At 51.7% G+C, this 24546-nt stretch carries 21 protein-coding genes and 4 tRNA genes; 20 read left to right on the forward strand and 5 right to left on the reverse strand.

Going from position 1 to position 24546, the window contains the following annotated elements; genetic code table 11:
* The first annotated feature begins 149 nt into the window (after positions 1-149).
* The 8 genes from ftsB (at position 150) to rpoS (ending at position 6448) form a co-directional block, all read left to right on the forward strand.
* Positions 150-470 carry a cell division protein FtsB gene (gene ftsB, locus IV04_RS17255; RefSeq protein WP_037404096.1) on the forward strand — a complete coding sequence of 107 codons (321 nt, stop codon included), beginning with the start codon at positions 150-152 and terminating at the stop codon, positions 468-470.
* Between the two features lie 3 nt (positions 471-473).
* Entirely contained in the window at positions 474-1181 is a 708-nt protein-coding gene (ispD, locus tag IV04_RS17260) for a 2-C-methyl-D-erythritol 4-phosphate cytidylyltransferase (RefSeq protein WP_037404095.1), read from the forward strand.
* Between the two features lie 10 nt (positions 1182-1191).
* Positions 1192-1665: a 2-C-methyl-D-erythritol 2,4-cyclodiphosphate synthase gene (gene ispF / locus IV04_RS17265; protein WP_037404094.1), complete on the forward strand. Its 474-nt coding sequence runs from the start codon at positions 1192-1194 to the stop codon at positions 1663-1665.
* A gap of 4 nt (positions 1666-1669) precedes the next feature.
* On the forward strand, positions 1670-2716 hold the full coding sequence (gene truD / locus IV04_RS17270; protein ID WP_037404092.1) for a tRNA pseudouridine(13) synthase TruD: 1047 nt from the start codon (positions 1670-1672) through the stop codon (positions 2714-2716).
* Positions 2697-3458 (forward strand): 5'/3'-nucleotidase SurE, encoded by a 762-nt coding sequence (gene surE, locus IV04_RS17275; protein ID WP_037404091.1) that lies wholly within the window; start codon positions 2697-2699, stop codon positions 3456-3458. The genes truD and surE overlap by 20 nt, the downstream gene beginning before the upstream one ends.
* On the forward strand, positions 3452-4078 hold the full coding sequence (locus IV04_RS17280; protein WP_037404090.1) for a protein-L-isoaspartate(D-aspartate) O-methyltransferase: 627 nt from the start codon (positions 3452-3454) through the stop codon (positions 4076-4078). Before surE ends, IV04_RS17280 begins: the two co-directional genes overlap by 7 nt.
* A gap of 352 nt (positions 4079-4430) precedes the next feature.
* A complete protein-coding gene (gene nlpD / locus IV04_RS17285; RefSeq protein ID WP_037404089.1) occupies positions 4431-5396 on the forward strand; it encodes a murein hydrolase activator NlpD in 966 nt (321 codons plus the stop codon).
* A 53-nt stretch (positions 5397-5449) separates the two neighbouring features.
* Complete coding sequence (gene rpoS / locus IV04_RS17290; RefSeq protein ID WP_037404087.1) at positions 5450-6448, forward strand: RNA polymerase sigma factor RpoS; 999 nt, start codon at positions 5450-5452, stop codon at positions 6446-6448.
* A 76-nt stretch (positions 6449-6524) separates the two neighbouring features.
* On the opposite strand, the gene mutS is transcribed toward rpoS, so the two are convergent.
* From mutS to IV04_RS17310, 4 genes are all read right to left on the reverse strand, one after another.
* Entirely contained in the window at positions 6525-9080 is a 2556-nt protein-coding gene (gene mutS / locus IV04_RS17295) for a DNA mismatch repair protein MutS (RefSeq protein WP_037404086.1), read from the reverse strand.
* A gap of 462 nt (positions 9081-9542) precedes the next feature.
* Positions 9543-10994, reverse strand: a complete 1452-nt coding sequence (locus IV04_RS17300; protein WP_037404085.1) for a carboxylesterase — start codon at positions 10992-10994, stop codon at positions 9543-9545.
* 271 nt (positions 10995-11265) lie between these two features.
* Entirely contained in the window at positions 11266-11733 is a 468-nt protein-coding gene (locus tag IV04_RS17305) for a glycine zipper 2TM domain-containing protein (RefSeq protein ID WP_037404084.1), read from the reverse strand.
* Between the two features lie 364 nt (positions 11734-12097).
* Complete coding sequence (locus tag IV04_RS17310) at positions 12098-12541, reverse strand: periplasmic heavy metal sensor (protein ID WP_037404083.1); 444 nt, start codon at positions 12539-12541, stop codon at positions 12098-12100.
* A 344-nt stretch (positions 12542-12885) separates the two neighbouring features.
* On the opposite strand from IV04_RS17310, the gene zraS reads away from it, so the two are divergent.
* Positions 12886-14325, forward strand: a complete 1440-nt coding sequence (zraS, locus tag IV04_RS17315) for a two-component system sensor histidine kinase ZraS (RefSeq protein ID WP_037404115.1) — start codon at positions 12886-12888, stop codon at positions 14323-14325.
* On the forward strand, positions 14312-15661 hold the full coding sequence (locus IV04_RS17320; RefSeq protein ID WP_037404081.1) for a sigma-54-dependent Fis family transcriptional regulator: 1350 nt from the start codon (positions 14312-14314) through the stop codon (positions 15659-15661). The genes zraS and IV04_RS17320 overlap by 14 nt, the downstream gene beginning before the upstream one ends.
* A gap of 75 nt (positions 15662-15736) precedes the next feature.
* On the opposite strand, the gene IV04_RS17325 is transcribed toward IV04_RS17320, so the two are convergent.
* Positions 15737-16474: a carbonic anhydrase gene (locus IV04_RS17325; RefSeq protein ID WP_037404080.1), complete on the reverse strand. Its 738-nt coding sequence runs from the start codon at positions 16472-16474 to the stop codon at positions 15737-15739.
* A 229-nt stretch (positions 16475-16703) separates the two neighbouring features.
* On the opposite strand from IV04_RS17325, the gene mltB reads away from it, so the two are divergent.
* From mltB to IV04_RS17375, 10 genes are all read left to right on the forward strand, one after another.
* Positions 16704-17780 (forward strand): lytic murein transglycosylase B, encoded by a 1077-nt coding sequence (gene mltB / locus IV04_RS17330; protein WP_037404078.1) that lies wholly within the window; start codon positions 16704-16706, stop codon positions 17778-17780.
* A gap of 295 nt (positions 17781-18075) precedes the next feature.
* On the forward strand, positions 18076-18564 hold the full coding sequence (gene pncC / locus IV04_RS17335; RefSeq protein ID WP_037404077.1) for a nicotinamide-nucleotide amidase: 489 nt from the start codon (positions 18076-18078) through the stop codon (positions 18562-18564).
* A 111-nt stretch (positions 18565-18675) separates the two neighbouring features.
* Positions 18676-19740 carry a recombinase RecA gene (recA, locus tag IV04_RS17340; protein ID WP_037404076.1) on the forward strand — a complete coding sequence of 355 codons (1065 nt, stop codon included), beginning with the start codon at positions 18676-18678 and terminating at the stop codon, positions 19738-19740.
* A 95-nt stretch (positions 19741-19835) separates the two neighbouring features.
* Entirely contained in the window at positions 19836-20333 is a 498-nt protein-coding gene (gene recX / locus IV04_RS17345) for a recombination regulator RecX (RefSeq protein ID WP_037404114.1), read from the forward strand.
* Positions 20334-20466: 133 nt separating this feature from the next.
* On the forward strand, positions 20467-23094 hold the full coding sequence (alaS, locus tag IV04_RS17350) for an alanine--tRNA ligase (protein WP_037404075.1): 2628 nt from the start codon (positions 20467-20469) through the stop codon (positions 23092-23094).
* A gap of 253 nt (positions 23095-23347) precedes the next feature.
* Complete coding sequence (gene csrA, locus IV04_RS17355; protein WP_004091602.1) at positions 23348-23533, forward strand: carbon storage regulator CsrA; 186 nt, start codon at positions 23348-23350, stop codon at positions 23531-23533.
* Between the two features lie 312 nt (positions 23534-23845).
* Positions 23846-23938: transfer RNA gene (locus tag IV04_RS17360), tRNA-Ser, on the forward strand.
* A 3-nt stretch (positions 23939-23941) separates the two neighbouring features.
* Positions 23942-24018, forward strand: a tRNA-Arg gene (locus IV04_RS17365).
* A 60-nt stretch (positions 24019-24078) separates the two neighbouring features.
* Positions 24079-24155, forward strand: a tRNA-Arg gene (locus IV04_RS17370).
* A gap of 52 nt (positions 24156-24207) precedes the next feature.
* Positions 24208-24284 (forward strand) — tRNA-Arg (locus IV04_RS17375).
* Positions 24285-24546 lie beyond the last annotated feature (262 nt).

A 24546-nucleotide genomic window follows, 5' to 3' on the forward strand; every position in this document is an offset into this window, starting at 1 on the left:
GGCTTTTTTTGCCACTTTTGGGCGAGAATTAAGCGATGAGCTCAGGAAATGCCCATCCTCGCTCTGAATCTGCTGGCTAAATGCCGCTCCCGGTGTGGAGTCAAACAGAAAGTTGTGGGATGATTGGGCGGTTTTTTCAGGGGGCGGAGATGGGAAAACTTACGCTACTATTGCTTGCCTTGCTCGGCTGGCTGCAGTATTCGCTGTGGCTGGGTAAAAATGGTATTCACGATTATGTGCGGGTTAATGAAGACGTAGCGGCTCAACAGAGCAACAATGCTAAATTAAAGGCGCGTAACGATCAGTTGTTTGCCGAGATCGACGATTTGAACGGCGGTCAGGAAGCGATTGAGGAACGTGCGCGTAATGAACTGGGGATGATTAAGCCCGGTGAGACTTTTTATCGTCTGGTGCCTGAGCAATACAGACGCAACGCGTTGTCCTCCACGCCAAATAACGTACAAAAATAACGCATGAATCATTCCGCAATTTCTTTGCCGCAGGTGATCGCTGTCCTGCCCGCTGCCGGTATCGGTAGCCGCATGCAGGCCGATTGTCCGAAACAGTATTTAACTATCGGCCAGCAAACCATTCTTGAACACGCGATCCACGCTCTGCTGCGCCATCCGCGCATCCAGCAGGTGATCGTGGCTATCAGCCCCGACGACCATCACTTTAAGACCTTATCGATCGCTCAAGATCCCCGTGTGCGCACCGCCGTGGGTGGCCAGCAGCGTGCCGACTCGGTGATGGCCGGGCTGCGGCTGGCGGGTAACGCAGAGTGGGTGTTGGTGCATGATGCCGCGCGCCCTTGTCTGCATGCGGACGATCTGGAGCGCCTGTTGGCAATTACCGCACACAGTTCGGTGGGCGGCATTCTGGCTGCGCCAGTGCGTGATACCATGAAACGTGCGGAAACGGGCCGAAATGCTATCTCGCATACCGTTGATCGCCAGGATCTGTGGCATGCGCTGACACCGCAGCTATTCCCGTTGGAACTGTTGAAGCTGTGCCTGCAGCGTGCGCTGGATGAAGGTGCGACGGTGACCGACGAAGCCTCTGCACTGGAGCACTGCGGCTATCATCCGCTGCTGGTTGCGGGGCGTTCGGATAATATTAAAGTGACGCAGCCAGAAGATTTGGCACTGGCGGCGTTCTATTTGACTCAGTTGAACAATTAAGGAGCGCATGATGCGTATCGGTCACGGTTTTGATGTCCATAAATTTGGCGGTGAAGGCCCGCTGGTGATCGGTGGAGTGCGCATTCCTTATGAAAAAGGTCTGCTGGCGCACTCGGACGGTGATGTGGTCTTACATGCAGTCACCGATGCTTTGCTGGGCGCGGCGGCATTGGGCGATATCGGTAAACTGTTCCCTGATACTGACCCGGCATTTAAAGGGGCCGACAGCCGCGAACTGCTGCGTGAGGCGTGGAAACGCATTCGCGCCAAGGGGTATCGATTGGGCAACCTGGATGTGACCATTATCGCTCAGGCACCGAAAATGGCCCCGCATATTCCTCAGATGCGTATCTTCCTGGCGGAAGATCTGCTGTGCCATATGGATGACGTTAACGTTAAAGCCACCACCACCGAGCAGTTGGGTTTCACTGGCCGTGGTGAAGGGATTGCCTGTGAAGCCGTCGCCTTGTTGATCAAGGAATAGACCTATGGATATGGCAAATCTGACCTGGCTGCATGGCCAACCGCAGGCCCACGGGGTGCTGAAGGCTAACCCGGAAGATTTCGTGGTCGTGGAGGATCTGGGATTTACACCGGATGGTGAAGGCGAACATCTGTTGGTGAACATCCGTAAAAACGGCTGCAATACCCAGTTTGTGGCCGATTATCTGGCGAAGTTTGCCGGTATCCATGCGCGCGCTGTCAGCTATGCCGGTCTGAAAGATCGCCATGCAGTGACTGAGCAATGGTTCTGCCTGCATCTGCCGGGCAAAGACTCCCCTGACCTCAGCCAGTTTGCGCTTGAAGGCTGTGAAGTGCTGCAAGCCGCACGTCATCTGCGCAAGCTGCGCATCGGATCGTTGAAAGGTAATGATTTTACTTTGGTATTGCGCCATATCAGCGATCGTCAGGAGGTAGAGCAGCGTTTACAGGCGATCGCTGCTGGTGGCGTGCCGAATTACTTTGGCAGCCAGCGCTTTGGCCGTGGCGGTAACAACCTGGTGATGGCTCGCCGTTGGGCGAAGGACGAGATTCGCGTCAAAGAGCGCAGCAAACGCAGTTTTTATCTTTCGGCCAGCCGTAGCGCGCTATTCAATCTGATCGCCAGCCAGCGTCTGGCTAACCAACAGCAACGCAGCGTGCTGGAAGGTGATGCATTGCAGCTTGCCGGGCGCGGCAGTTGGTTTGTCGCCAAGCCTGAGGAACTGAGCAGCCTGCAACAGCGCCTGGATGCCGGTGAATTACTGGTTACAGCTCCGTTGCCGGGGGACGGTGAGCCAGGTACCGCAGGCGAAGCGCTAAAATTTGAGCAGCAATGTTTGGCGGAACAGCCGGAGTTGCTTACGCTTTTAAGGCGCGAGCGTGTTGAACCCGCTCGGCGGGCCCTGCTGTTGCAGCCGCAGAAACTGCTGTGGAACTGGTGGGATGATGTCACCGTTGAATTGCGCTTTTGGTTGCCTGCAGGCAGTTTTGCTACCAGCGTAGTTCGCGAAATCATACAGCAGGATAACAGTGATGCGGATATTACTGAGTAATGATGATGGTGTTTCGGCACCGGGCATTCAGGCGTTGGCCAAGCGGCTGCGTGAATTTGCCGAGGTGCAGGTGGTGGCACCCGATCGCAACCGGAGCGGCTCTTCCAATGCGTTGACGCTGGAGTCGCCATTGCGCACGCTGACTATGCCAAATGGTGATATTGCGGTGCAACACGGCACGCCAACGGATTGTGTCTACCTGGGCGTCAACGCGCTGATGCGCCCAGCGCCTGATGTGGTGGTTTCTGGTATCAACGCTGGGCCAAATCTGGGTGATGATGTTATCTATTCCGGCACGGTTGCTGCGGCAATGGAAGGGCGCCATCTGGGCCTGCCTGCGCTTGCAGTGTCACTGAATGGCCACCAGCATTACGATACGGCTGCGGTGATCGCTTGTTCCCTGTTACGTGCCTTGCTGCGTGAACCGCTGCGCACCGGTAAAATCCTCAATATCAATGTGCCTGATTTACCGCTTTCGGCGATTAAAGGGATTCGTGTGACCCGTTGTGGCAGCCGACATCCTGCCGACCAGGTATTTTGCCAGCAGGATCCGCGTGGGCAGAATCTGTATTGGATTGGCCCACCGGGAGATAAGTGTGATGCGGGTCCGGACACTGATTTTGCTGCGGTGGAACAAGGGTATGTGGCAGTGACGCCTCTGCAGGTAGATTTGACCGCCTATGGGGCGCAGGATGTGCTAACAGCGTGGTTAACCAAAGTAGGGGTTAGCGGGGAATGGTGAACAAGCGCATACAGACATTGTTGACGCAACTGCGCCAACAAGGGATCAGGGACGAACGGTTGCTCAAAGCAATCGAAGATGTGCCGCGTGAGCGTTTTGTTGATGAAGCTCTTGAACACAAGGCGTATGAAAATACTGCATTACCGATCGGTTCCGGCCAGACGATTTCCCAGCCTTACATGGTTGCGCGTATGACTGAGCTGCTGAACCTGACGCAAACTTCCAGAGTGTTGGAAATTGGTACCGGTTCAGGCTACCAGACCGCGATTCTGGCCCACTTGGTGCAACATGTTTGTTCGGTTGAGCGGATCAAAGGGTTACAGTGGCAGGCTAAGCGCCGCCTGAAACAGCTCGATCTGCACAACGTCTCGACGCGCCATGGTGATGGCTGGCTGGGCTGGGCATCGCGTGGGCCGTTTGATGCCATCATTGTGACCGCCGCGCCCCCAGAGATTCCGCAGGCGCTGATGCAGCAACTGGACGACGGGGGCATCCTGGTGCTGCCGGTGGGTGAGCAGGCGCAAACGTTGAAACGTATCCAGCGTAGTGGCGATGGGTTTTCTATCGATACCGTTGAAGCAGTGCGGTTTGTGCCTTTGGTAAAGGGCGAACTGGCCTAGCCTGAATTTGCTGTACAGGCAGAAATCTGTTGCACTTTTATAATGTCTGGTTAAGGTTTTAGCGTTTTATACCCGTCATACGTCAAGCAACTCGAATTATTTGGGGTATAACGATATTACTTTTTAATACATGCTGTTGTCTGATGATGTGGTTACACCAATGTAGTGGGCATTAGCAGCGCTGCTTTTTTGTCTCCCTGGCAAGAGATGACCTGGAGTTCAGGGATCGGCTGAGGGAACCTTGCAACGTGGAAACTGAGAGAACCTTCAAGCTCAGCTACGATGTAAAGGGTATTTTTGGATATATCACTGATATTGCTGTCATGGGGGAAGCATGAGCACGGGAAGCCCAATGATTACTTTACGCCGCCTTGCGGTGTGTACGATGTTAAGTTTGTGGTTGGCAGGTTGTTCAAATAATAATTCCACCTCGGCACCTATCAGCAGCGTAGGCGGCGATGGGGCTGTTGCATCGGGTAACTCGGGTGGCTCTGGGAATTCACAGGGGCGCATTGTTTATAACCGCAGTTACAATACGATACCGAAAGGAAGCTATAGCGGCAGCACTTACACCGTTAAACGTGGCGATACGCTGTTTTATATTGCCTGGATCACTGGGAATGATTTTCGTGACCTGGCCCAGCGTAATAATATTCCTCAGCCATATAATCTGGAAGTGGGCCAAACCATTCAGCTTGGCGGCAGTTCTGCTAACGGTAATGGCGGTATGTTGGCGGCTACCGATGCCACCAGCGGTGGCGTACCAAAGCCACCATCCAGTACTCAGATACAAACTGCAACGGTTGATTCTCAATCAACTAACGCGTATTCTGGTAACTCGGGTAAACAGAATGTAGGTAAGATGTTACCTGCATCAGGAGCTGCCGTGGCAGGTTCCGCCAGCGCTCCTGTTACCGCGCCAAGCACCCTCAGTAATAGCGCTCCGGTGAGTAGCTGGAGATGGCCGACTGATGGCAAAATTATCGATAACTTCTCTTCATCGGAAGGTGGAAATAAAGGTATCGATATTGCTGGCACCCGTGGGCAACCTATTTTTGCTACCGCCGATGGTCGCGTAGTTTATGCAGGTAATGCTTTACGGGGTTACGGTAATCTAATCATCATAAAACATAATGATGATTACCTGAGTGCCTACGCCCACAACGACACAATGCTGGTCCGGGAACAACAAGAGGTCAAGGCGGGGCAAAAAATAGCAACGATGGGAAGCACCGGAACCAGTTCAGTACGTTTGCATTTTGAAATTCGTTACAAGGGGAAATCCGTAAACCCGCTGCGTTATCTTCCGCAGCGATAGATTGGGCAGGGTGCATTGTATTCTGCTCGCGGTATCACGGGTAGGAGCCGCTTATGAGCCAAAATACGCTGAAAGTTAACGAGTTACATGATGATGCAGATTTCGATGAGAATGCCACGGAGGTTGAATCATTCGACGAAAAAGCACTGGCAGAGGAAGAGTCCAGTGAGAATGATTTGGCAGAAGACGAGCTCTTGTCTCAAGGTGTTACCCAACGCGTATTGGATGCGACGCAGCTCTACCTGGGCGAAATCGGTTATTCCCCTCTGCTGACCGCAGAGGAAGAGGTTTATTTTGCGCGGCGTGCATTGCGCGGAGACGTGCCGTCCCGCCGCCGCATGATAGAGAGCAACTTACGGCTGGTGGTGAAAATTGCCCGTCGTTACAGTAATCGCGGCCTGGCGCTGCTGGATCTGATTGAAGAGGGTAACCTCGGTCTGATTCGTGCGGTGGAAAAGTTTGACCCAGAACGTGGTTTCCGTTTCTCTACTTATGCGACCTGGTGGATCCGCCAGACGATTGAACGGGCGATTATGAATCAAACCCGTACCATTCGTTTGCCGATTCACATTGTTAAAGAACTGAATGTTTACTTGCGTACCGCGCGTGAGCTTTCACACAAACTGGATCACGAGCCGAGCGCTGAAGAGATTGCGGAGCAACTCGACAAGCCGGTTGATGACGTCAGCCGTATGCTGCGCCTGAACGAACGTATTACTTCGGTCGATACGCCGTTGGGTGGTGATTCTGAGAAAGCGCTGCTGGATATTCTGGCGGACGAGAAAGAGAATGGGCCGGAAGACACCACGCAAGACGATGATATGAAACAAAGCATCGTTAAGTGGTTGTTTGAATTGAACGCTAAACAGCGTGAAGTGCTGGCTCGTCGTTTCGGTCTGTTGGGCTATGAAGCCGCAACGTTGGAAGACGTAGGTCGTGAGATTGGCTTGACACGTGAACGCGTTCGTCAGATTCAGGTTGAAGGCTTACGCCGTCTGCGTGAAATTCTGCAAACGCAAGGTCTGAGCATTGAGGCTCTGTTCCGCGAATAAGCGTGTTGATCTTATTAAAATGAAAACGGTGAGCATGAGGCTCACCGTTTTTTTTACGCCTGCAATTTCAACCGGTTCAAACCAGGCTTTTCAGCCGATAGATCCATTCCAGCGCCTGGCGTGGTGACAGGGAATCCGGATCCAGCGCCTCTAAGGCTTCTACTGCAGGTGAAACCTCTTCACTCAGTAAAGTCATCTGAGTGGCATCTACCGTACCGGCTGCAGTTTGGCTAGAAAGACTTTCCAATTCACGCAGCTTCTGGCGAGCTCGTTTGATCACATCACGCGGTACTCCGGCCAGTGCGGCAACTGCCAGCCCGTAGCTCTTGCTGGCTGCGCCATCTTGCACGCTGTGCATAAAAGCGATGGTATCACCGTGTTCCAAAGCATCTAAATGCACGTTGACCACCCCCTCCATTTTCTCAGGCAAGGTGGTGAGTTCGAAATAATGTGTGGCAAACAGCGTCATGGCTTTGATGCGATTAGCCAGATTTTCTGCACAGGCCCAAGCTAAAGACAACCCATCGTAGGTCGAAGTGCCACGACCAATCTCATCCATCAATACCAGGCTGTTTTCTGTGGCGTTATGCAGGATGTTGGCGGTTTCGGTCATTTCCACCATAAAAGTGGAGCGACCGGAGGCCAGATCGTCTGCCGCACCAACGCGAGTAAATATTCTATCCACCGGGCCAATGATGGCTTTTGTTGCAGGCACAAAACTGCCGATATGCGCCATCAGCACGATGAGTGCCGTTTGGCGCATATAGGTACTTTTACCACCCATATTTGGGCCAGTAATGATCAGCATGCGCCGTTGCGGCGACAATGAAACCGGGTTGGCAATAAAAGGTTCACTCAGCACTTGCTCTACGACCGGGTGACGTCCTTCTGCGATGCGGATACCCGGTTGTTCACTCATGGTTGGGCAAGCGTAGTTGAGTGTTTCGGCCCGTTCAGCCAGGTTGGCCAAGACATCCAACTCTGCCAACGCTCCGGCGCTTTGTTGCAGTTCTTCAAGGTGCGGCAATAACAGATCGAACAGTTCGTCGTACAGCCCTTTTTCGATCGCCAGTGCTTTCCCTTTTGAAGTCAGCACCTTGTCTTCGTATTCTTTCAGCTCTGGGATGATATAGCGTTCGGCATTTTTCAGCGTTTGGCGGCGGACATAGTGGATTGGCACCAGGTGGCTCTGCCCACGGCTGACCTGAATGTAATAGCCATGCACGCCGTTGAAACCCACTTTCAATGTATCCAGGCCGAGTTTCTCTCGCTCACGGATCTCAAGGCGATCCAGATAGTCACTGGCTCCATCGGCCAGTGCTCGCCACTCATCCAGCTCTTCGTTATAGCCAGGTGCAATCACGCCACCATCACGAACTAGTACGGGCGGTGTTTCAACAATCGCGCGCTCCAAGAGCGCTTGCAACTCATCAAACTGACCGATTTGTGACAACAATTTTTGCACATGCGATGTTGCCGTGTTTTCCAGCAATGCGCGGATCTCCGGCAATTGTTGGAAAGCATGGCGCATACGTGCCAAATCGCGTGGTCGAGCAGTACGCAGTGCCAAGCGTGCCAGAATACGTTCCAGATCGCCGACTTGACGCAGCGGCTGCTGCAGATCGCTGCTCAATTCTTGCAGCGCAGCGATAGCCTGCTGGCGATTGTTCAGGATGTTGACGTCGCGAGTAGGCATATGCAGCCAGCGTTTCAGCATACGGCTGCCCATCGGTGTGACGGTGCGATCGAGGATCGCCGCCAGCGTGTTCTCACTGCCACCGGCAAGGTTTTGTGTGATTTCAAGATTGCGGCGGGTCGCTGCATCCATGATGATACCATCCTGCTGCCGCTCCATGGTGATCCCACGGATATGCGGCAGCGAGGTGCGCTGGGTATCTTTGACATATTGCAGCAGGCAACCTGCGGCGCGTAGTGCCTGATGTGCCTGTTCCACGCCAAAACCAGTGAGATCGCGGGTGCCGAATTGCAGGTTCAACTGCTGGCGGGCGGTTTCCAGCTCAAATTCCCACAACGGGCGACGGCGCAGGCCGTGACGCTGTTCAATCAGCGCCATCTGCTCAAAACTTTCTGAGTATAAAAGCTCTGCCGGATTGGTGCGTTGCAGTTCTGCGGCCATGGTTTCTATGTCTGCCGGTTCGGCAACGCGGAAGCGGCCAGAACTGATGTCCAGCGTAGCGTAACCAAAACCGCGGGCATCCTGCCAAATAGCGGCTAGCAAGTTGTCTTGCCGTTCTTGCAATAAGGCCTCGTCGGTGATGGTACCGGGGGTGACAATGCGGACCACTTTACGTTCCACCGGGCCTTTACTGGTAGCCGGATCCCCAATCTGTTCGCAAATCGCGACCGATTCACCCAGTTGGACCAGTTTAGCCAGATAATTTTCTACCGCATGATGAGGAACGCCTGCCATTGGGATAGGCTCGCCCGCAGAGGCACCGCGTTTGGTCAGCGATATATCCAGCAACTGTGATGCGCGCTTGGCATCATCATAAAACAGCTCATAGAAATCCCCCATCCGATAGAACAGCAGGATTTCTGGATGCTGAGCTTTGAGCCGGAGATACTGCTGCATCATTGGCGTGTGTGAATCGAAACTTTCGGTGCTTGTCATAAGGTTACCGTTTCCAATCCATTGAATTTAAAGTTGATTGTGATCTTTTTTGTCATTATTGAGTATCGCGTTATCTCATGAAAAATCACTAGGTTTCACTTGTTGAGCTGGAGGTAAGGGTCAGCATAATTAAATCAATTAGTTGGTCATAAAGCGGAGCATATATGACGGGCAAACAGGCTGGCAAACCTTTGTCGCCAATGATGCAGCTTATGGATAAAAACTGAACGGATATCGGTAAGCGCCGGAACCTGGGTATTGCAATTTTCTCTGGCGCTATACTAGCTCAGCGCTCAACCAGCCGATACGGGGGAAAATTGGAAACGTATCGCAAACCTCGATTGTAATGGCTCGTGCGGTTTGCAAGAACCGAAAGGGGCCTCAAATATGTACAGCAGAAATGATTTTAAGGGGATTGTGATGGCTGGCGTTGTTATATACGCCAGCCATCTGAGATTGACTTTATTTCGTTGGTCGCCCGATGTTGTCATCAATGCGCTTGAGCATATAGGGGAAGAACGGGTTCGAAGAGATACGCATCAACGAATCCAACCCCACGACGAGCACGGCCCGTTCACCACGTGCGGCAAATGTTCCCAAGCTGATTCCATACTGATTACGCGGTTCTGGATAGCGCCCATACAGTGAATCGTTCAATGGGAACGGTAAAGCAACGTGCGAAAGCGAGAAGATATCCGGCAAATAGGTGATACCCAGCATTTCAGTGGTAGCCGTAGTTTGCCCGGCAGCGGTGGTGCGCGCCAGCGTGTCGGTACTGTCTGGTGAAACGTTGGTGACAATGGTGGCTTTATAGTTACGTGGCGGTGGCGGCAACAATCTTGGCAGGGCAGTGTAGGACGAGGTTCTGAGCAATGGCCCGAAGCTGACCGCCTGGTTCAGATCGAACAGCACTACTTCGCTGCCATTGGCAGGCAGATGGTTATACAGTGCCGTAATGACCGCACGGGTACTGACCGTTGAATCCATGACCGATTGGAAAGTCAGAATCGGTGGCAATTCCCCCATCTTGTTGTTGCGCGAATCGCGGGCGATCTGCTTTTGCAGTTCCTGAGTCAATTGGAAAGACTGACGCGCTGCATTCACCGGGAATGAATTGTATTTAAACGGGTTGAATTCGGGCACGATACCCAGCCAAGCCGCTTTGGCAAACGCCGGGAAGATCGCGGGCCAACCGGCAACACCAGCAAATCGGGCAAAACTGGTCACGCCGATCATGGGGGAGATCAGCACTACGCGCTCAGGTTTTGCCAGCGTGGCATCATCAAGCGTATCCAGAGTGTATTTCATCGCCAATGCGCCACCGTTAGAGAAACCGATCAGGTGCAAGGGAACGTCGTTACCCGCGAGGCTTTTAGCTTCGCGCACGGCCAAGCGAGTGGCGGCCAGCCAATCCTGCCAATCTACATTGGTCAAGGCACCCGGCACGGTACCGTGTGCGGGCAGGCGAATACCGACGGCGACATAACCTTCTTGGCGATAGTTATCCGCAATGTGCCTCAGGCTGTAAGGGGTATCGGTCAATCCGTGTAACAACACCACCGCACCTTTGGGTTTGCCTTCCGGCATCATCACGTACGAGCGATTCCAATCGGTAGGGAATTTTTCTGGGTAGATAGGGCTGCCGGAATAATAGCGGTTCAAGGACGTTTGTGCGCTGCTGTCCAGCTTATCGGTAACGTTCTGCCGGACCTCTTTGAAAATCGCCTCTTCAGCTTGCAGATAGTCAGCCCAATTGGCTTTATCTATTGCGTCGGCCCGCATTTCGTGCGGCACAAAAGTATGCCAAAGCTGCAGAGCCGGGCCTTGCTGAGTGTAATAAATACGCCCAATCAGTGCGCCGACAAATAACAGCAGCATTGTCAGTACGAGACGTTTAACCCATTTTATAAGCATATCTATTAACTCCGTTTCTTATTGTAATAACTGAGCCGGAAAACCCGCAATACTCTAGATAGTTCAAGTTGCCTGCAGGCGGCAAGTCCGAGAGCCACCAGGTCATCGCTGACTATGTCATGGGCGCTAGCGGCGTAGCCAGCCCCCATGCAACTTGACGTATGACGAGCATATCATCCCGAAAAGTTTATCAATTTTGTACATAACCCCCTTCTGATAAGCCATTCAGTTGTGAACGGCTTAAACCAGAAGGTAACGTTTTAAACGACTCTTAGCGCGGTGATACGGTGACGGTGCGGCCATTGGTGGCAATAGCAACGCGTTGACCAGGATGAAACTGGCTGCTGCCTTGTGCTTGAACCACAATAATGTTCGTGCCATCGTCGCGGCGTACTTCAAGTTCGACGCCGTTGCTGCGATTCATGGCGCTCTGCACGTTTTGGCCGACAACGGCTCCCCCGACGGCACCGGCTCCCGTTGCCAGATTCCGTCCACGACCACCACCAACGGTGTTACCCAATAAGCCACCCACCACGGCTCCGCCAACGGCACCAGCGACATTATTACCATCACCACCCTGAATGGTGACTGGGCGTACTGAGACTAAAGTACCGTAGGTAACGGTCTGAACCTGCCTGGCCTGCGCGGCGGTAAAAGTATCGCCAGAGGAGGTCTGATTGGCGGCACAACCACTCAGGGCTGCTGCTATAACAGCGATAGCGACGATTGTTTTAGTCATATAAACCCCAAAAATATCTAGTGAATGTAATAAGTGACGAAACCAACAGTCTCGTAGTTTAAAGTATGGCAGGAACTTGATTTTATTCAGGTAGCGGTGGAAAAAATTATGGGAAAGGGCGCGGACTCGGCAGGTAGAATGCAGTATTTTTATGAATTATCCATTTAAATCATGCGGTTGGTTTTTTTGCCCTCTATGGTGAAAACAATAATCCATTTTTCAGGGAAATAGCGGTGCGAATCGGCAAGGAGAGAGTCTCTCGGTTGTTGAGAGTTCTCTCCATTTTGCCTTGCAAAGCAAAGAGGGATGAGCCTTCGCTGCTAGTGTTGCCAGCAACGAAGGCAGGTAAGTGGTGGGCCGAAATTTAACGGCATCCGCGGCCACCATGCATTCCAGCGCCACCCATTCCCATATGATGCCCCATGGCAGGAACTCCAGCTTTTGCCAACTGGGTATCCAACGCTACGCGTTGCTGGTGGAGATTGTCGCGTAACACGGTGATCTCTTTACTGACGGCCAACACTTTTTGCTCGTCCAGAGGCTTACTGGTCAACAGCGCGTTGTACTCGTATTGTTTAGACATCATCTGTTGACGTAAATCTGCCGTTTTAAGCTGGAATTCATCAAAAGCTTTTTGGCTAATAGCCTGTTGCTCTGGTGTCAGGCTGGCCATATAGCCCTGCTGATATCCCATACCCCGTTGGGAGTTTGGTCCATTCATACCATTTTGTGCCATGGCAAGGTGGCTAAAGCCTGCCAGCGTGGCAATGGAGAAAAGGGCTGCGAGGGTGAATTTGTTCAGTGCCATGATTAACTTCCTTATGTGTGAAATCGATAAATGAAATATCACCAGGTGTTCCATCATGTTGTTGCAACCCGCGTGCCAGGTTCGGTTTGGCACGGGAATTGTATGGTTTAACGATCATGATTGATGAGTGCTTGCTCTGCTCAAGCGCGTCAGTCAAGGCGTCAGGGCGCTGAAGAGCGTTAATATACTGGCAAAAATAAAAATAGCGCGGGCAGAAAATGGTGATAGCTATACCAATACCCAGGTTAAAAGTGGGTTATTTTTACTCGTAGGGCTGACATTGTGAGTAATAATTACCCGCTTGGGTGATAAGCCAGATTGAAAGGGGGCCTATGGCAACGGAAATGAAAAAAAAGTCGGGCATATCTTCTGCTTTACTGGCCTGGATCGTGATCGGCCCGGTCGTGATAGTGCTTGGGATTATCATCACGCTGGCCGTTAAGGATTTGCAGAGCGGGCGTGCAATTGAAATACAGACGCTACGTGATAAAAGTGCCGTGCTTATCCGCGCGTTTGAATCTGGCACCCGTACTGGCATGGGCATGGGCATGGGCATGCGCTGGCGTCAGGATCAGCGCCAGATCTTGCTCGAGGAGATGGCCTATCAACCGGGGGTGTTGTATATCGCGATGACTGACCCTTCAGGCAGGATCCTGGCTCACAGCGATCCGATGCGCGTGGGCAGCCAGCTGTATAGCAAGCAGCAGATGGATGCGTTGCAGGCGACGGGGGTAGAGCAGTGGCATATGACATCTTTTGTCGATCAGCAGCATAACAGCCAGAATACCTTTGAAGCTTATCGCTTTTTTAAACCGCTGAAGCGCGCTAATGGCCACGGTAGCCACATGATGAACATGCATCGAGCGGCAGAAACGGACGCTAAAGGGAGCGAAAGTGATGAGCAACTCCTTATTTTTGTTGCCTTTGATACCCAGGCTCTGGATGCCGCTCAAGCGAAAGATATCCGCAATACTTCTATTTTACTGACCATCCTCTTGCTCCTGGTGTTGAGTAGCTTGCTGACGTTGTTTTGGGCGCGACGTTATCAGCGCTCCAGCCGCCAGTTGCAAGATGAAATTCGCCGCAAAGAGAAACTGGCCGCGATTGGGGATTTGGCGGCGGGCTTGGCGCATGAAATTCGCAATCCTCTTTCCTCGATCAAGGGGTTTGCCAAATATTTCGAAGGCCGTTCGCTGCCGGGTAGTGAAGAGCAGGAGCTGGCGAAAGTGATGGCGAAAGAGGTTGAACGTTTGAATCGCGTGATTAGCGAGTTATTAGCTCTGGTACGCCCTGTGGATTTACATATACAGCAGGTGGATATTAACGAGGTGCTCGAGCATTCGTTGCACCTGATCCGCCAGGATGCCGAGAGTAAAAACATCACCATCCGCTATTGCCGTAATCAGGCTTTACCGCTGGCTGAACTCGATCCGGATCGCCTGACTCAGGCTTTACTGAACCTCTACCTGAATGCGATTCAGGCGATTGGGTCTGACGGTTTGCTGGAGGTGAGCGTGGTGTTGGTGGGGGGTGAAGGGTTGCGCATTAGCGTTACGGACTCTGGTAAAGGTATCAAGCCGGACGATTTGGCGAAAATCTTCAACCCGTATTTCACGACCAAGGCGGCAGGCACTGGCTTGGGGCTTACCATCGTGCAGAAAGTGATTGAGGAGCATCAAGGCAGCATTAGCGTGAGCAATCATGCCCCATCGGGTTGCCGTTTTGAGATGACGATTCCATTGATACATAAAAAACGGGAGGCCCCTGAAGATGGCGATGCCTAACGCGCATATCCTGGTGGTGGATGACGATCTCAGCCACTGCACGATTATTCAGGTCTTGATGAAAGGTTGGGGGTATCAGGTAACGTTGGCACATAACGGCTTGCAAGCCGTGGAACTGGCAAAGTGCACGCCGTTTGACCTGATTTTGAGCGATGTCCGCATGGCGGAAATGGATGGTATTGAAGCGCTTAAGGCGATCAAAACCTACAATCCGGCGATCCCGATCCTGATTATGACCGCTTACTCTAACGTTGAGTCGGCGGTTGAGGCGATAAAAGCGGGTGCCTACGATTATCTGACTAAACCGTTAGATTTCGATATGTTGCATATCACCCTTGAGCGGGCGCTGGAGCACACTTCCCTGAAGTCCGAGAATAAAACCCTCAAGCAGCAACTGAATGCGGATTATTACCACATGATTGGCCGTAGTGCTCCCATGCGCCGCCTGATGGAGATGATTGCCATGATCGCTCCTTCAGAGGCGACTGTGCTGATCTGTGGCGAGTCGGGCACCGGTAAAGAGCTGATCGCTCGGGCTGTGCACGCCAATAGCCTGCGTAAAGATCGGCCTCTGGTGAGTATCAACTGTGCGGCGTTGAGTGAGTCTTTGCTGGAGTCTGAACTGTTTGGCCATGAGAAAGGGGCTTTTACCGGGGCCGATAAGCGCCGTGAAGGGCGTTTTATGGAAGCGGACCAAGGGACACTGTTTTTGGATGAAATTGGTGAAGTTTCAACGTTAATGCAGGCTAAACTTCTGCGGGCGATTCAGGAACGTGAGATTCAACGGGTTGGCAGCAACCAGACGCTATCTGTCGATGTACGGCTGATCGCCGCTACCAATCGGGATCTGCTGGCCGATGTGGAGGCGGGCAGGTTCCGCCAGGATCTCTACTATCGCTTAAATGTGGTGACGGTGGACAGCCCGCCATTGCGGGAACGTCGCGAAGATATCCCCTTGTTGGCAATGCACTTTCTGGCAAAATTTGCCGAACGTAATCGTAAGCCTGTCAAAGGGTTTACCCCACAGGCGATGGATATGTTGCTGAAATATCACTGGCCCGGCAACGTGCGAGAATTGGAGAATACCGTCGAGCGTGGCGTGATTCTGCTGACTGGTGATTTTATCAGTGAAAAAGAACTGCCATTAAGCATGAGTTCGTTGGCTGACGAAAAGTTGGAAGCGCGTCCGGATCAATCGATTCAACCGCTGGAATTAGTAGAAAAAAATGCGATTCTTGCCGCACTGGAAAAAACTGCCGGGAACAAAACGGAAGCCGCAAAACAGTTAGGCATTACGCGTAAAACGCTGTTAGCCAAGCTGCAGAAATCGCCCTGAGGAAGGGATAAAAGGAAAGCACCGCGGCATGATTGATTTCAACTGCGGTGCGCATGCTAGTTAAAGATGATGGGGTTAGGAGAGAAAGTCCACTTTACCGCCAACCAGATGGTACATGCTGCCAACGATTTTTATTTTCCCTTCTTCCTCCAGTTTTTTCAGTACCGGGCTGTTTTTACGGATTTCTTCAATCGTCATCACCACGTTGGTTTTAGCCACCGCATCCACAAAAGCATCATTCTTGCCAGAGCGATCGCCTTCAAAAACGGTTCTTTCGACCGCCGGTTTTATTTTGTTGAGTAGGCCGGTCAGATTGCCCAGTTCAGCCTTATCAATGGCACCGCGTACCGCACCGCAGGCGGTATGCCCCATCACCAGGACCACTTTGGCACCGGCAACGGCACAGGCGAACTCCATACTGCCCAGAATGTCGTCGTTCTGGATGTTACCAGCGACGCGGGCGTTAAAGGTTTCACCAATCCCGACATCCAGCAGGATCTCCGCCGGAGCGCGTGAGTCAATACAGCTTAAAATGACTGCGGCTGGGTACTGACCCCCTTGGCTGGCCTGCTTCTGAGCCACATAATCGTGCTGCTGCATCTTCCCTTCACGGAATCTCATGTTGCCTTGTTTAAAGCTTTCAATAATTTGATCCGGTGTCATTTTATCGCGTTGTTCTCTGGTCATCGCAGCGGCATAAGTGACAGAGGGCGCGGTAAAACCAGCAATACCGGTAATAGCAAGAGCGGAAAGCGCGGCGGTACGCTTTAATAGCGTTCGGCGTGCAGGTTCTTTGGCGGGAAGCTTACTCATAACTTAAATCCTCTATGTTATCGGATAAAATGGCAACCTTGCATTTTGCTGTTGGACTGATAACGCCTGTAGACATGTGCGCATAAGTAAGTGTATATGCCTCTTCACTTTTTGCCGGAGTATTTTGCCATTGCCGATAGGGTTAATGCGGTACACATTCCTGTTTGTTCGCGCTGAACAATGCCTTAACATAGCAACCACTCTTTCTGCCCGGCTATATGGATATCCGATGCGCCACTTGGTTACTCTTTTACCCTTGTTCTCATTGCTTGTTGCGTGCAGCAGTGAGCCAGCCCCTCAAGAGCAAACTCCGCAAGCCAGCCTGGTCCAGAGCGGTTTCCAACTTGAGCCAGAACACGCCATTCACCCGCTGAGCGGGGATTTTGCCGATAATCCGGCGACGGCTCGCTTTATCGATAAAATGGTGCGGGAGCATGGTTTCGAACGCCAGCAATTACACGATGTGCTGGCGCAGGCGCAGCGGTTGGATTGGGTGGTGCGCTTGATGGATAAGCAAGCGCCCGCGGGACGGCCATCATCAGCCCCTAATGGGGCCTGGATCCGTTATCGCAGCAAATTCCTGACACCTGATAACGTGCAAAACGGTGTGGCGTTCTGGAATCAGTATGACGAAGCACTACAGCGTGCCTGGCAGGTTTATGGGGTACCGCCAGAGATTATCGTTGGCATTATTGGGGTGGAAACCCGTTGGGGCCGGGTGATGGGCAAAACGCGTATTATTGATGCCCTGGCTACGCTGTCATTTGAGTACCCACGCCGTGCAGAGTTCTTTAGCGGTGAACTGGAAACATTTCTGCTGATGGCGCGTGCGGAAGGGGACGATCCGCTGTCACTGCGCGGTTCCTACGCCGGGGCAATGGGGTATGGGCAGTTTATGCCTTCCTCATTTAAAAACTATGCGATTGATTTTAATGGGGATGGCCACATTAATTTGTGGGATCCTGTTGATGCCATTGGCAGCGTTGCCAACTATTTTAAAGCTCATGGTTGGACTCGAGGGGCTGCAGTAGCGATTCCTGCTAACGGCCAGGCGCCCGGTTTGGAAACGGGCTTCAAAACCAACTATGACATCACCACTTTGGCCGCAGCCGGTTTAACGCCGCAGGGCTCATTGGCAGGCTATCAGCAAGCCAGCCTGTTGCGCCTGGATATGGGCAACCGGTATCAATATTGGTATGGGTTGCCGAATTTCTATGCCATTACTCGCTACAATCACAGCGTTCATTACGCGATGGCGGTTTGGCAGTTGGGGGAGGCGGTTGGTAGAGCGCGCCGTGGGCAATAAATTCTCAATGGTCATAGCGGCGGAATGAGTTAAGAACGGTGCTGGTTTTGTGACTGGGAGGCTGAGCTTGGAAAGGCTCAGCCTCTTTGCATCTAGGGTAGAATGCCGAATTTTTCCACCCCTGGCGGGCTGATCTGTATCCTCAGACAATGAACAATCATCGCATTGCTTCGCGTACTCATCGTTTAAAACCATTGGCCTGCGAGGCATTACGCACTTCCAGCACGATACCGTCGGTGATGCTTGATAAATGTTACTATCTGACGCATACAGCTTGATTCACTAAGGAGAGATGATGAGTGAAAGTACACTGCGTAAGCTCAGTATTTCTATTGGGCAACAGCTAAAAGCCAGCGGCAGGTGGATCACCTGTGCAGAGTCTTGTACCGGTGGAGGGATCGCCAAAGCCATTACGGATATTGCGGGCAGCTCGGCTTATTTTGATCGTGGTTTTGTCACCTACAGCAACGCGGCAAAACAGGAGTTGCTTGGGGTGGCGGAAACGACCCTACTTGAACACGGGGCGGTGAGCGAAGCGGTGGTGTGTGAGATGGCTCAGGGTGCGCTGCATGCGGCCAAGGCCGATCTGGCACTGTCGGTGAGCGGCATTGCGGGCCCCGATGGCGGTAGCGCCGAGAAACCTGTTGGTACCGTCTGGTTCGGTTTTGCCGCACGTTCTGGCCGCGTGCTGGCACGTAAAATGCAATTTACTGGCGATCGTGATGCTGTCCGGCTACAGGCGACAATTTTTGCGTTGCAAACGGCGTTGGATGAATTTTTGTAAAATTAGTCTTGATACTGTATGACCATACAGTATAATTAGCAGCATTTCCTGCACAACATACATTCAGTGGCAGTGTGGGGTAACACCGGCATTGCAAAACGAGGAGCAAACATGGCTATTGATGAGAACAAGCAAAAGGCGTTAGCTGCGGCACTGGGCCAGATTGAAAAGCAATTTGGTAAAGGCTCCATCATGCGCCTGGGTGAAGACCGTTCAATGGACGTAGAGACGATCTCCACGGGTTCCCTGTCACTGGATATCGCACTGGGTGCGGGTGGCCTGCCAATGGGCCGTATTGTCGAGATCTATGGTCCAGAATCCTCCGGTAAAACTACTCTGACCCTGCAGGTTATCGCCGCTGCTCAGCGTGAAGGCAAAACCTGTGCGTTTATTGACGCCGAGCATGCGCTGGATCCGATCTATGCCAAGAAGTTAGGTGTTGATATCGACAATCTGCTGTGTTCTCAGCCCGATACTGGTGAACAGGCTCTGGAAATCTGTGACGCTTTGACCCGCTCCGGAGCGGTTGATGTAATCATCGTTGACTCCGTTGCGGCCTTGACGCCAAAGGCAGAGATTGAAGGTGAAATCGGTGACTCACACATGGGCCTGGCGGCGCGTATGATGAGCCAAGCCATGCGTAAGCTGGCCGGTAACCTGAAAAATGCCAATACGCTATTGATCTTCATCAACCAGATTCGTATGAAAATTGGCGTCATGTTTGGTAACCCAGAAACCACAACCGGTGGTAATGCGCTGAAATTCTACGCTTCTGTTCGTCTGGATATCCGCCGTATTGGTGCGATCAAAGAAGGCGATGAAGTGATCGGTAGTGAAACTCGCGTAAAAGTAGTGAAAAACAAGATCGCAGCACCGTTTAAGCAGGCTGAGTTCCAGATTCTGTACGGCGAAGGTATCAACAGCCGTGGTGAATTGGTTGATCTGGGCGTGAAGCATAAAATGATCGAAAAAGCCGGTGCATGGTATAGCTACAATGGTGAGAAGATCGGCCAGGGTAAGTCAAATGCCTGTAATTTCCTGAAAGAGAACCCGGCAATTGCTGCTGAACTGGATAAAAAACTGCGCGATCTGTTGCTGCACAGCAATGGTGAGTTGGTAGCCACCGCTGCTGAAGATTTAGATGATAACGAAGCAGAGACCAGCGAAGAGTTCTAATCTTTGCTGGTAAGCATACGCACCCTGGCCGGTGCGTATGTGGATCACTAAGGTTGTACGGTATGAATGATGTTTCGCCACCCTTGCGTAATGGGTTGAATGCCTTGATAAGCCGCGCGATGCGCTTATTGTCTCAACGCGACCATAGTGAAGCTGAACTGCGCCGCAAACTTGCGGCGCAGCCGTTTGTTGCTAACGCCCGCTCGGGCTCTATATCCTCCAATAATCCCCCTGAAGACCCTGTTGATCCGGCAGTTATTGAACAAGTGATCGTCTATTGCTATCAGCATAACTGGTTAGATGACCAACGTTTTGCTGCAGGTTTTATCGCTGGACGTAGCCGTAAAGGCTATGGTGCACAACGTATTCGCTCTGAATTAATGCAAAAAGGGGTAGAAAAAGAGCTCGTGCAGGCCGCACTGGCGGCGTGTGATATCGATTGGTGTGAACAGGCCAGGCAGGTTGCGCTGCGTAAATTTGGCGATCCGCTGCCGGTAGAATGGAAAGATAAAGCTAAAGTGCAACGCTATCTGCTTTATCGTGGCTTCTTTCAGGAAGAAATTCAGTCAATTTACCGTGATTTTGCGCAATGAGCGCACGCGGGGTTTTACTTCCCTCTGAAGAAAATTTATCTTATTCACACTTTTTGTCCGTGGGCTAGGTGATATCGTCAGGATATCGCGCTTCTTGCTCACGTATCGTTATTCTAGCCTTTCCAGGAAAATTATGAGCAAGAGCACCGCTGAGATCCGTCAAGCGTTTCTCGATTTCTTTCATAGTAAAGGTCATCAGGTTGTAGCAAGCAGCTCTCTGGTACCTAACAATGATCCGACATTACTGTTTACCAATGCCGGTATGAACCAATTCAAGGATGTTTTCCTGGGGCTGGATAAACGAGCTTATTCTCGTGCCACCACTTCACAACGTTGTGTGCGCGCAGGTGGTAAACACAACGATTTGGAAAACGTAGGCTATACCGCCCGTCACCACACCTTCTTTGAGATGCTGGGTAACTTCAGTTTCGGCGACTATTTCAAGCATGATGCTATCAGCTATGCCTGGGAACTGTTGACTGGCGAAAACTGGTTCAACCTGCCAAAAGAGAAGTTGTGGGTTACCGTGTATGAAACCGATGATGAAGCTTTCGACATCTGGCAGAATCAGATCGGTATTCCAGCCGAACGCATTATCCGCATCGGTGACAACAAAGGTGCAGCCTTTGCTTCCGATAACTTCTGGCAGATGGGTGATACCGGCCCCTGTGGCCCCTGCACCGAGATTTTCTACGATCATGGCGATCATATCTGGGGCGGCCCGCCAGGCAGCCCGGAAGAAGATGGCGACCGCTATATTGAGATCTGGAATATCGTATTCATGCAGTTCAACCGCCAGTCTGATGGCACTATGCAGCCGCTGCCGAAACCTTCAGTGGATACCGGTATGGGCCTGGAGCGTATCGCTGCAGTTCTGCAACATGTTAACTCCAACTATGATATCGATCTCTTCAGCACCTTGATTGCCGCCGTTGCTAAGGTAACTGGGGCTACCGATCTGAATAACAAATCACTGCGTGTTATTGCCGACCACATCCGTTCGTGCGCATTCCTGATCTCTGATGGTGTTATCCCTTCGAATGAAAATCGTGGCTATGTACTGCGCCGCATCATTCGTCGTGCGATTCGCCATGGCAATATGCTGGGTGCGAAAGATACCTTCTTCTACAAGTTGGTTGCGCCGCTGATTGAAGTGATGGGCCCAGCCGCCGATGAGCTTAAGCGTCAGCAGGCACTGGTCGAGCAGGTACTGAAAACCGAAGAAGAACAGTTTGCCCGTACATTGGAGCGCGGCTTGGCGCTGTTGGATGATGAGTTAGCGCAATTGCAGGGTGATACTCTGGATGGCGAAACAGCGTTTCGTTTATACGATACCTACGGCTTCCCGGTTGATCTGACGGCTGACGTTTGCCGTGAGCGTGGCCTGAAGGTTGATGAGGCAGGATTTGAGCAGGCCATGGAAGCACAGCGCCGCCGTGCGCGTGAATCCAGCGGTTTTGGGGCTGATTACAACAACATGATCCGCGTTGAAGGAACTAGCCAATTCAACGGTTATGAGCGTGATGAGCAACAGGCTAAAGTCGTGGCATTATTCCGCGACGGTCAGCCTGTGGAGGAAATCCAGGCGGGTGAAGACGCTGTTGTGGTGTTGGATGAAACCCCATTCTATGCAGAGTCAGGCGGCCAGGTAGGTGATAAAGGTATACTGAAAACTGCCGATATTAAGTTTGTGGTCAGTGATACCCAGAAATATGGTCAGGCAATCGGTCATCAGGGCAAACTGGCGGCAGGGACACTTAAGTTAAATGACCGGGTTGATGCACTGGTTGATAGTGCCCGCCGCGATCGTATTCGTTTGAACCACTCGGCGACTCACCTGCTGCATGCCGCTTTACGCCAGACTCTCGGCGATCATGTTGCACAGAAAGGGTCGTTGGTGAATGACAAGTATCTGCGTTTTGATTTCTCGCATTTTGAAGCGATGAAACCGGAGCAGATCCGTGTGGTTGAGGATTTGGTAAACCAACAGGTACGTCGCAATCTTCCAGTACAAACTGCGGTTATGGCACTGGACGAAGCCAAAGAGAAGGGCGCAATGGCGCTGTTTGGCGAGAAGTATGATGATAACGTTCGTGTGCTGAGTATGGGCGACTTCTCCACTGAACTCTGTGGTGGGACTCATGCCAATCGTACCGGGGATATTGGCCTGTTCCGCATTCAGAGTGAGTCGGGCACGGCTGCGGGTATCCGCCGTATTGAAGCCGTGACTGGTGAAGGTGCAATAGCGATCCTACACCAGCAAAGCGATCTTCTGCAGGATGTTGCGTACCTGGTCAAGGGGGATAGCAATAATCTGGCTGACAAAGTGCGTGCAGTGCTTGATCGCACACGCGCATTGGAAAAAGAGTTGCAACAGTTGAAGGATCAGCAGGCTGCGTTTGAAAGTGCTTCTCTATCGAGCAAAGCAAAAGTGGTCAAGGGTGTTAAACTGTTGGTTAGCCAACTGGATAACGTGGAACCGAAAATGTTGCGTACCATGGTTGATGACCTTAAAAATCAACTAGGTTCTGCCGTTATTGTTCTGGCTACGGCGGAAGAAGGAAAGGTTAGCCTGATTGTCGGTGTGACCAAAGATCTCATTGACCGGGTGAAAGCCGGGGAATTGATCGGCAGCATCGCACAGCAGGTTGGTGGCAAGGGTGGGGGCCGCCCAGATATGGCGCAGGCGGGGGGGAACGACGTTCAAGCTCTGCCAGCGGCATTAGAAAGCGTTGAAGCTTGGGTAGCCTCAAAGCTGTAAATATAAATAAATAGGTACATGAAAACGCTATAGCTTTATGTAAATTATGGCGTTTTCATTCGATGCCAACGCATTGTAGTTACAATTACGGGAACAAAGTTTTTCAGGTCGGCTAAACTTATTGTAATCAGTAGTGACACTAGGTCTGCTTACATTTATTGTGGGCTCTACGGCTTACGTTTTCACTGAATATGATGGATAATGGCGGGGAAACTGAGAGACCCGACTCTTTTAATCTTTCAAGGAGCAAAGAATGTTAATTCTGACTCGTCGAGTTGGTGAAACCCTCATGATAGGTGATGAGGTCACGGTTACAGTACTAGGGGTTAAAGGCAACCAAGTTCGTATTGGTGTGAATGCTCCTAAAGAGGTGTCTGTGCACCGTGAAGAAATCTACCAGCGTATCCAAGCCGAGAAGTCTCAACAGACGACTTACTGATTTCTGAGCTGCGTCTCGTTTTATTGCGAGACGCTCTTGCTGCTTTACTTGTGCCTATCTTTCCAATTCTTCCGTACTTCCCCCAATAATTTTTCTTTTCAGCATGCTCTTTTGCGCTATCTAACCGCAGGTTTGCTTGTTGATAAAACACTCTTTTTGTCGTGAAATCACGCATGTTGCCTGTGATTTGTGCAAACGCGCAGGAGTTAGGAAAAATTGTTTGACTTATAAGTCGGGGAAAGTAATATGTGCGCCACGCAGTGCCGATGAGCTTATCTAAAGCAAGTTAGGCACAATTCGCAAGAAGCGTATGGTGAGGTGGCCGAGAGGCTGAAGGCGCTCCCCTGCTAAGGGAGTATGCGGTCAAAAGCTGCATCCGGGGTTCGAATCCCCGCCTCACCGCCATTTGCATCCATAGCTCAGCTGGATAGAGTACTCGGCTACGAACCGAGCGGTCGGAGGTTCGAATCCTCCTGGATGCACCATATTTAGCCATATGGTAAGCGATTGAAGTTATACCATAAGGTATCAAAAAGAATTCCTGTGCATCCATAGCTCAGCTGGATAGAGTACTCGGCTACGAACCGAGCGGTCGGAGGTTCGAATCCTCCTGGATGCACCATTCTTCAAGTGAAGTTTCACGGAACGAAACCAACTCTCTAAGAAATCAAATTGCATCCATAGCTCAGCTGGATAGAGTACTCGGCTACGAACCGAGCGGTCGGAGGTTCGAATCCTCCTGGATGCACCATTCTCAAACGCACTTGCCGCAAAACTTCTGTTTCAATGAGATGCGAATGAGAAAGTTCCTCTACGGAGGATAACGTTGCGTTAGCAACGGCCCGAAGGGCGAGGCGTAGCCAAGTCATCCTCCTGGATGCACCATATAAGAAAAACCCGCCTCGGCGGGTTTTTCGCTTTGTACCCCTTGTTGTTTCCATTCAGCACTTTCCGTCATGTTCAAGCAGCGACAAGCTTTCTGCTTTACGCTAAAGTGGCTCTCTTTCTGCAAC

It is taken from the genome of Serratia sp. Ag1, assembly GCF_000743355.1.
Classification (GTDB): Bacteria; Pseudomonadota; Gammaproteobacteria; order Enterobacterales; family Enterobacteriaceae; genus Chania.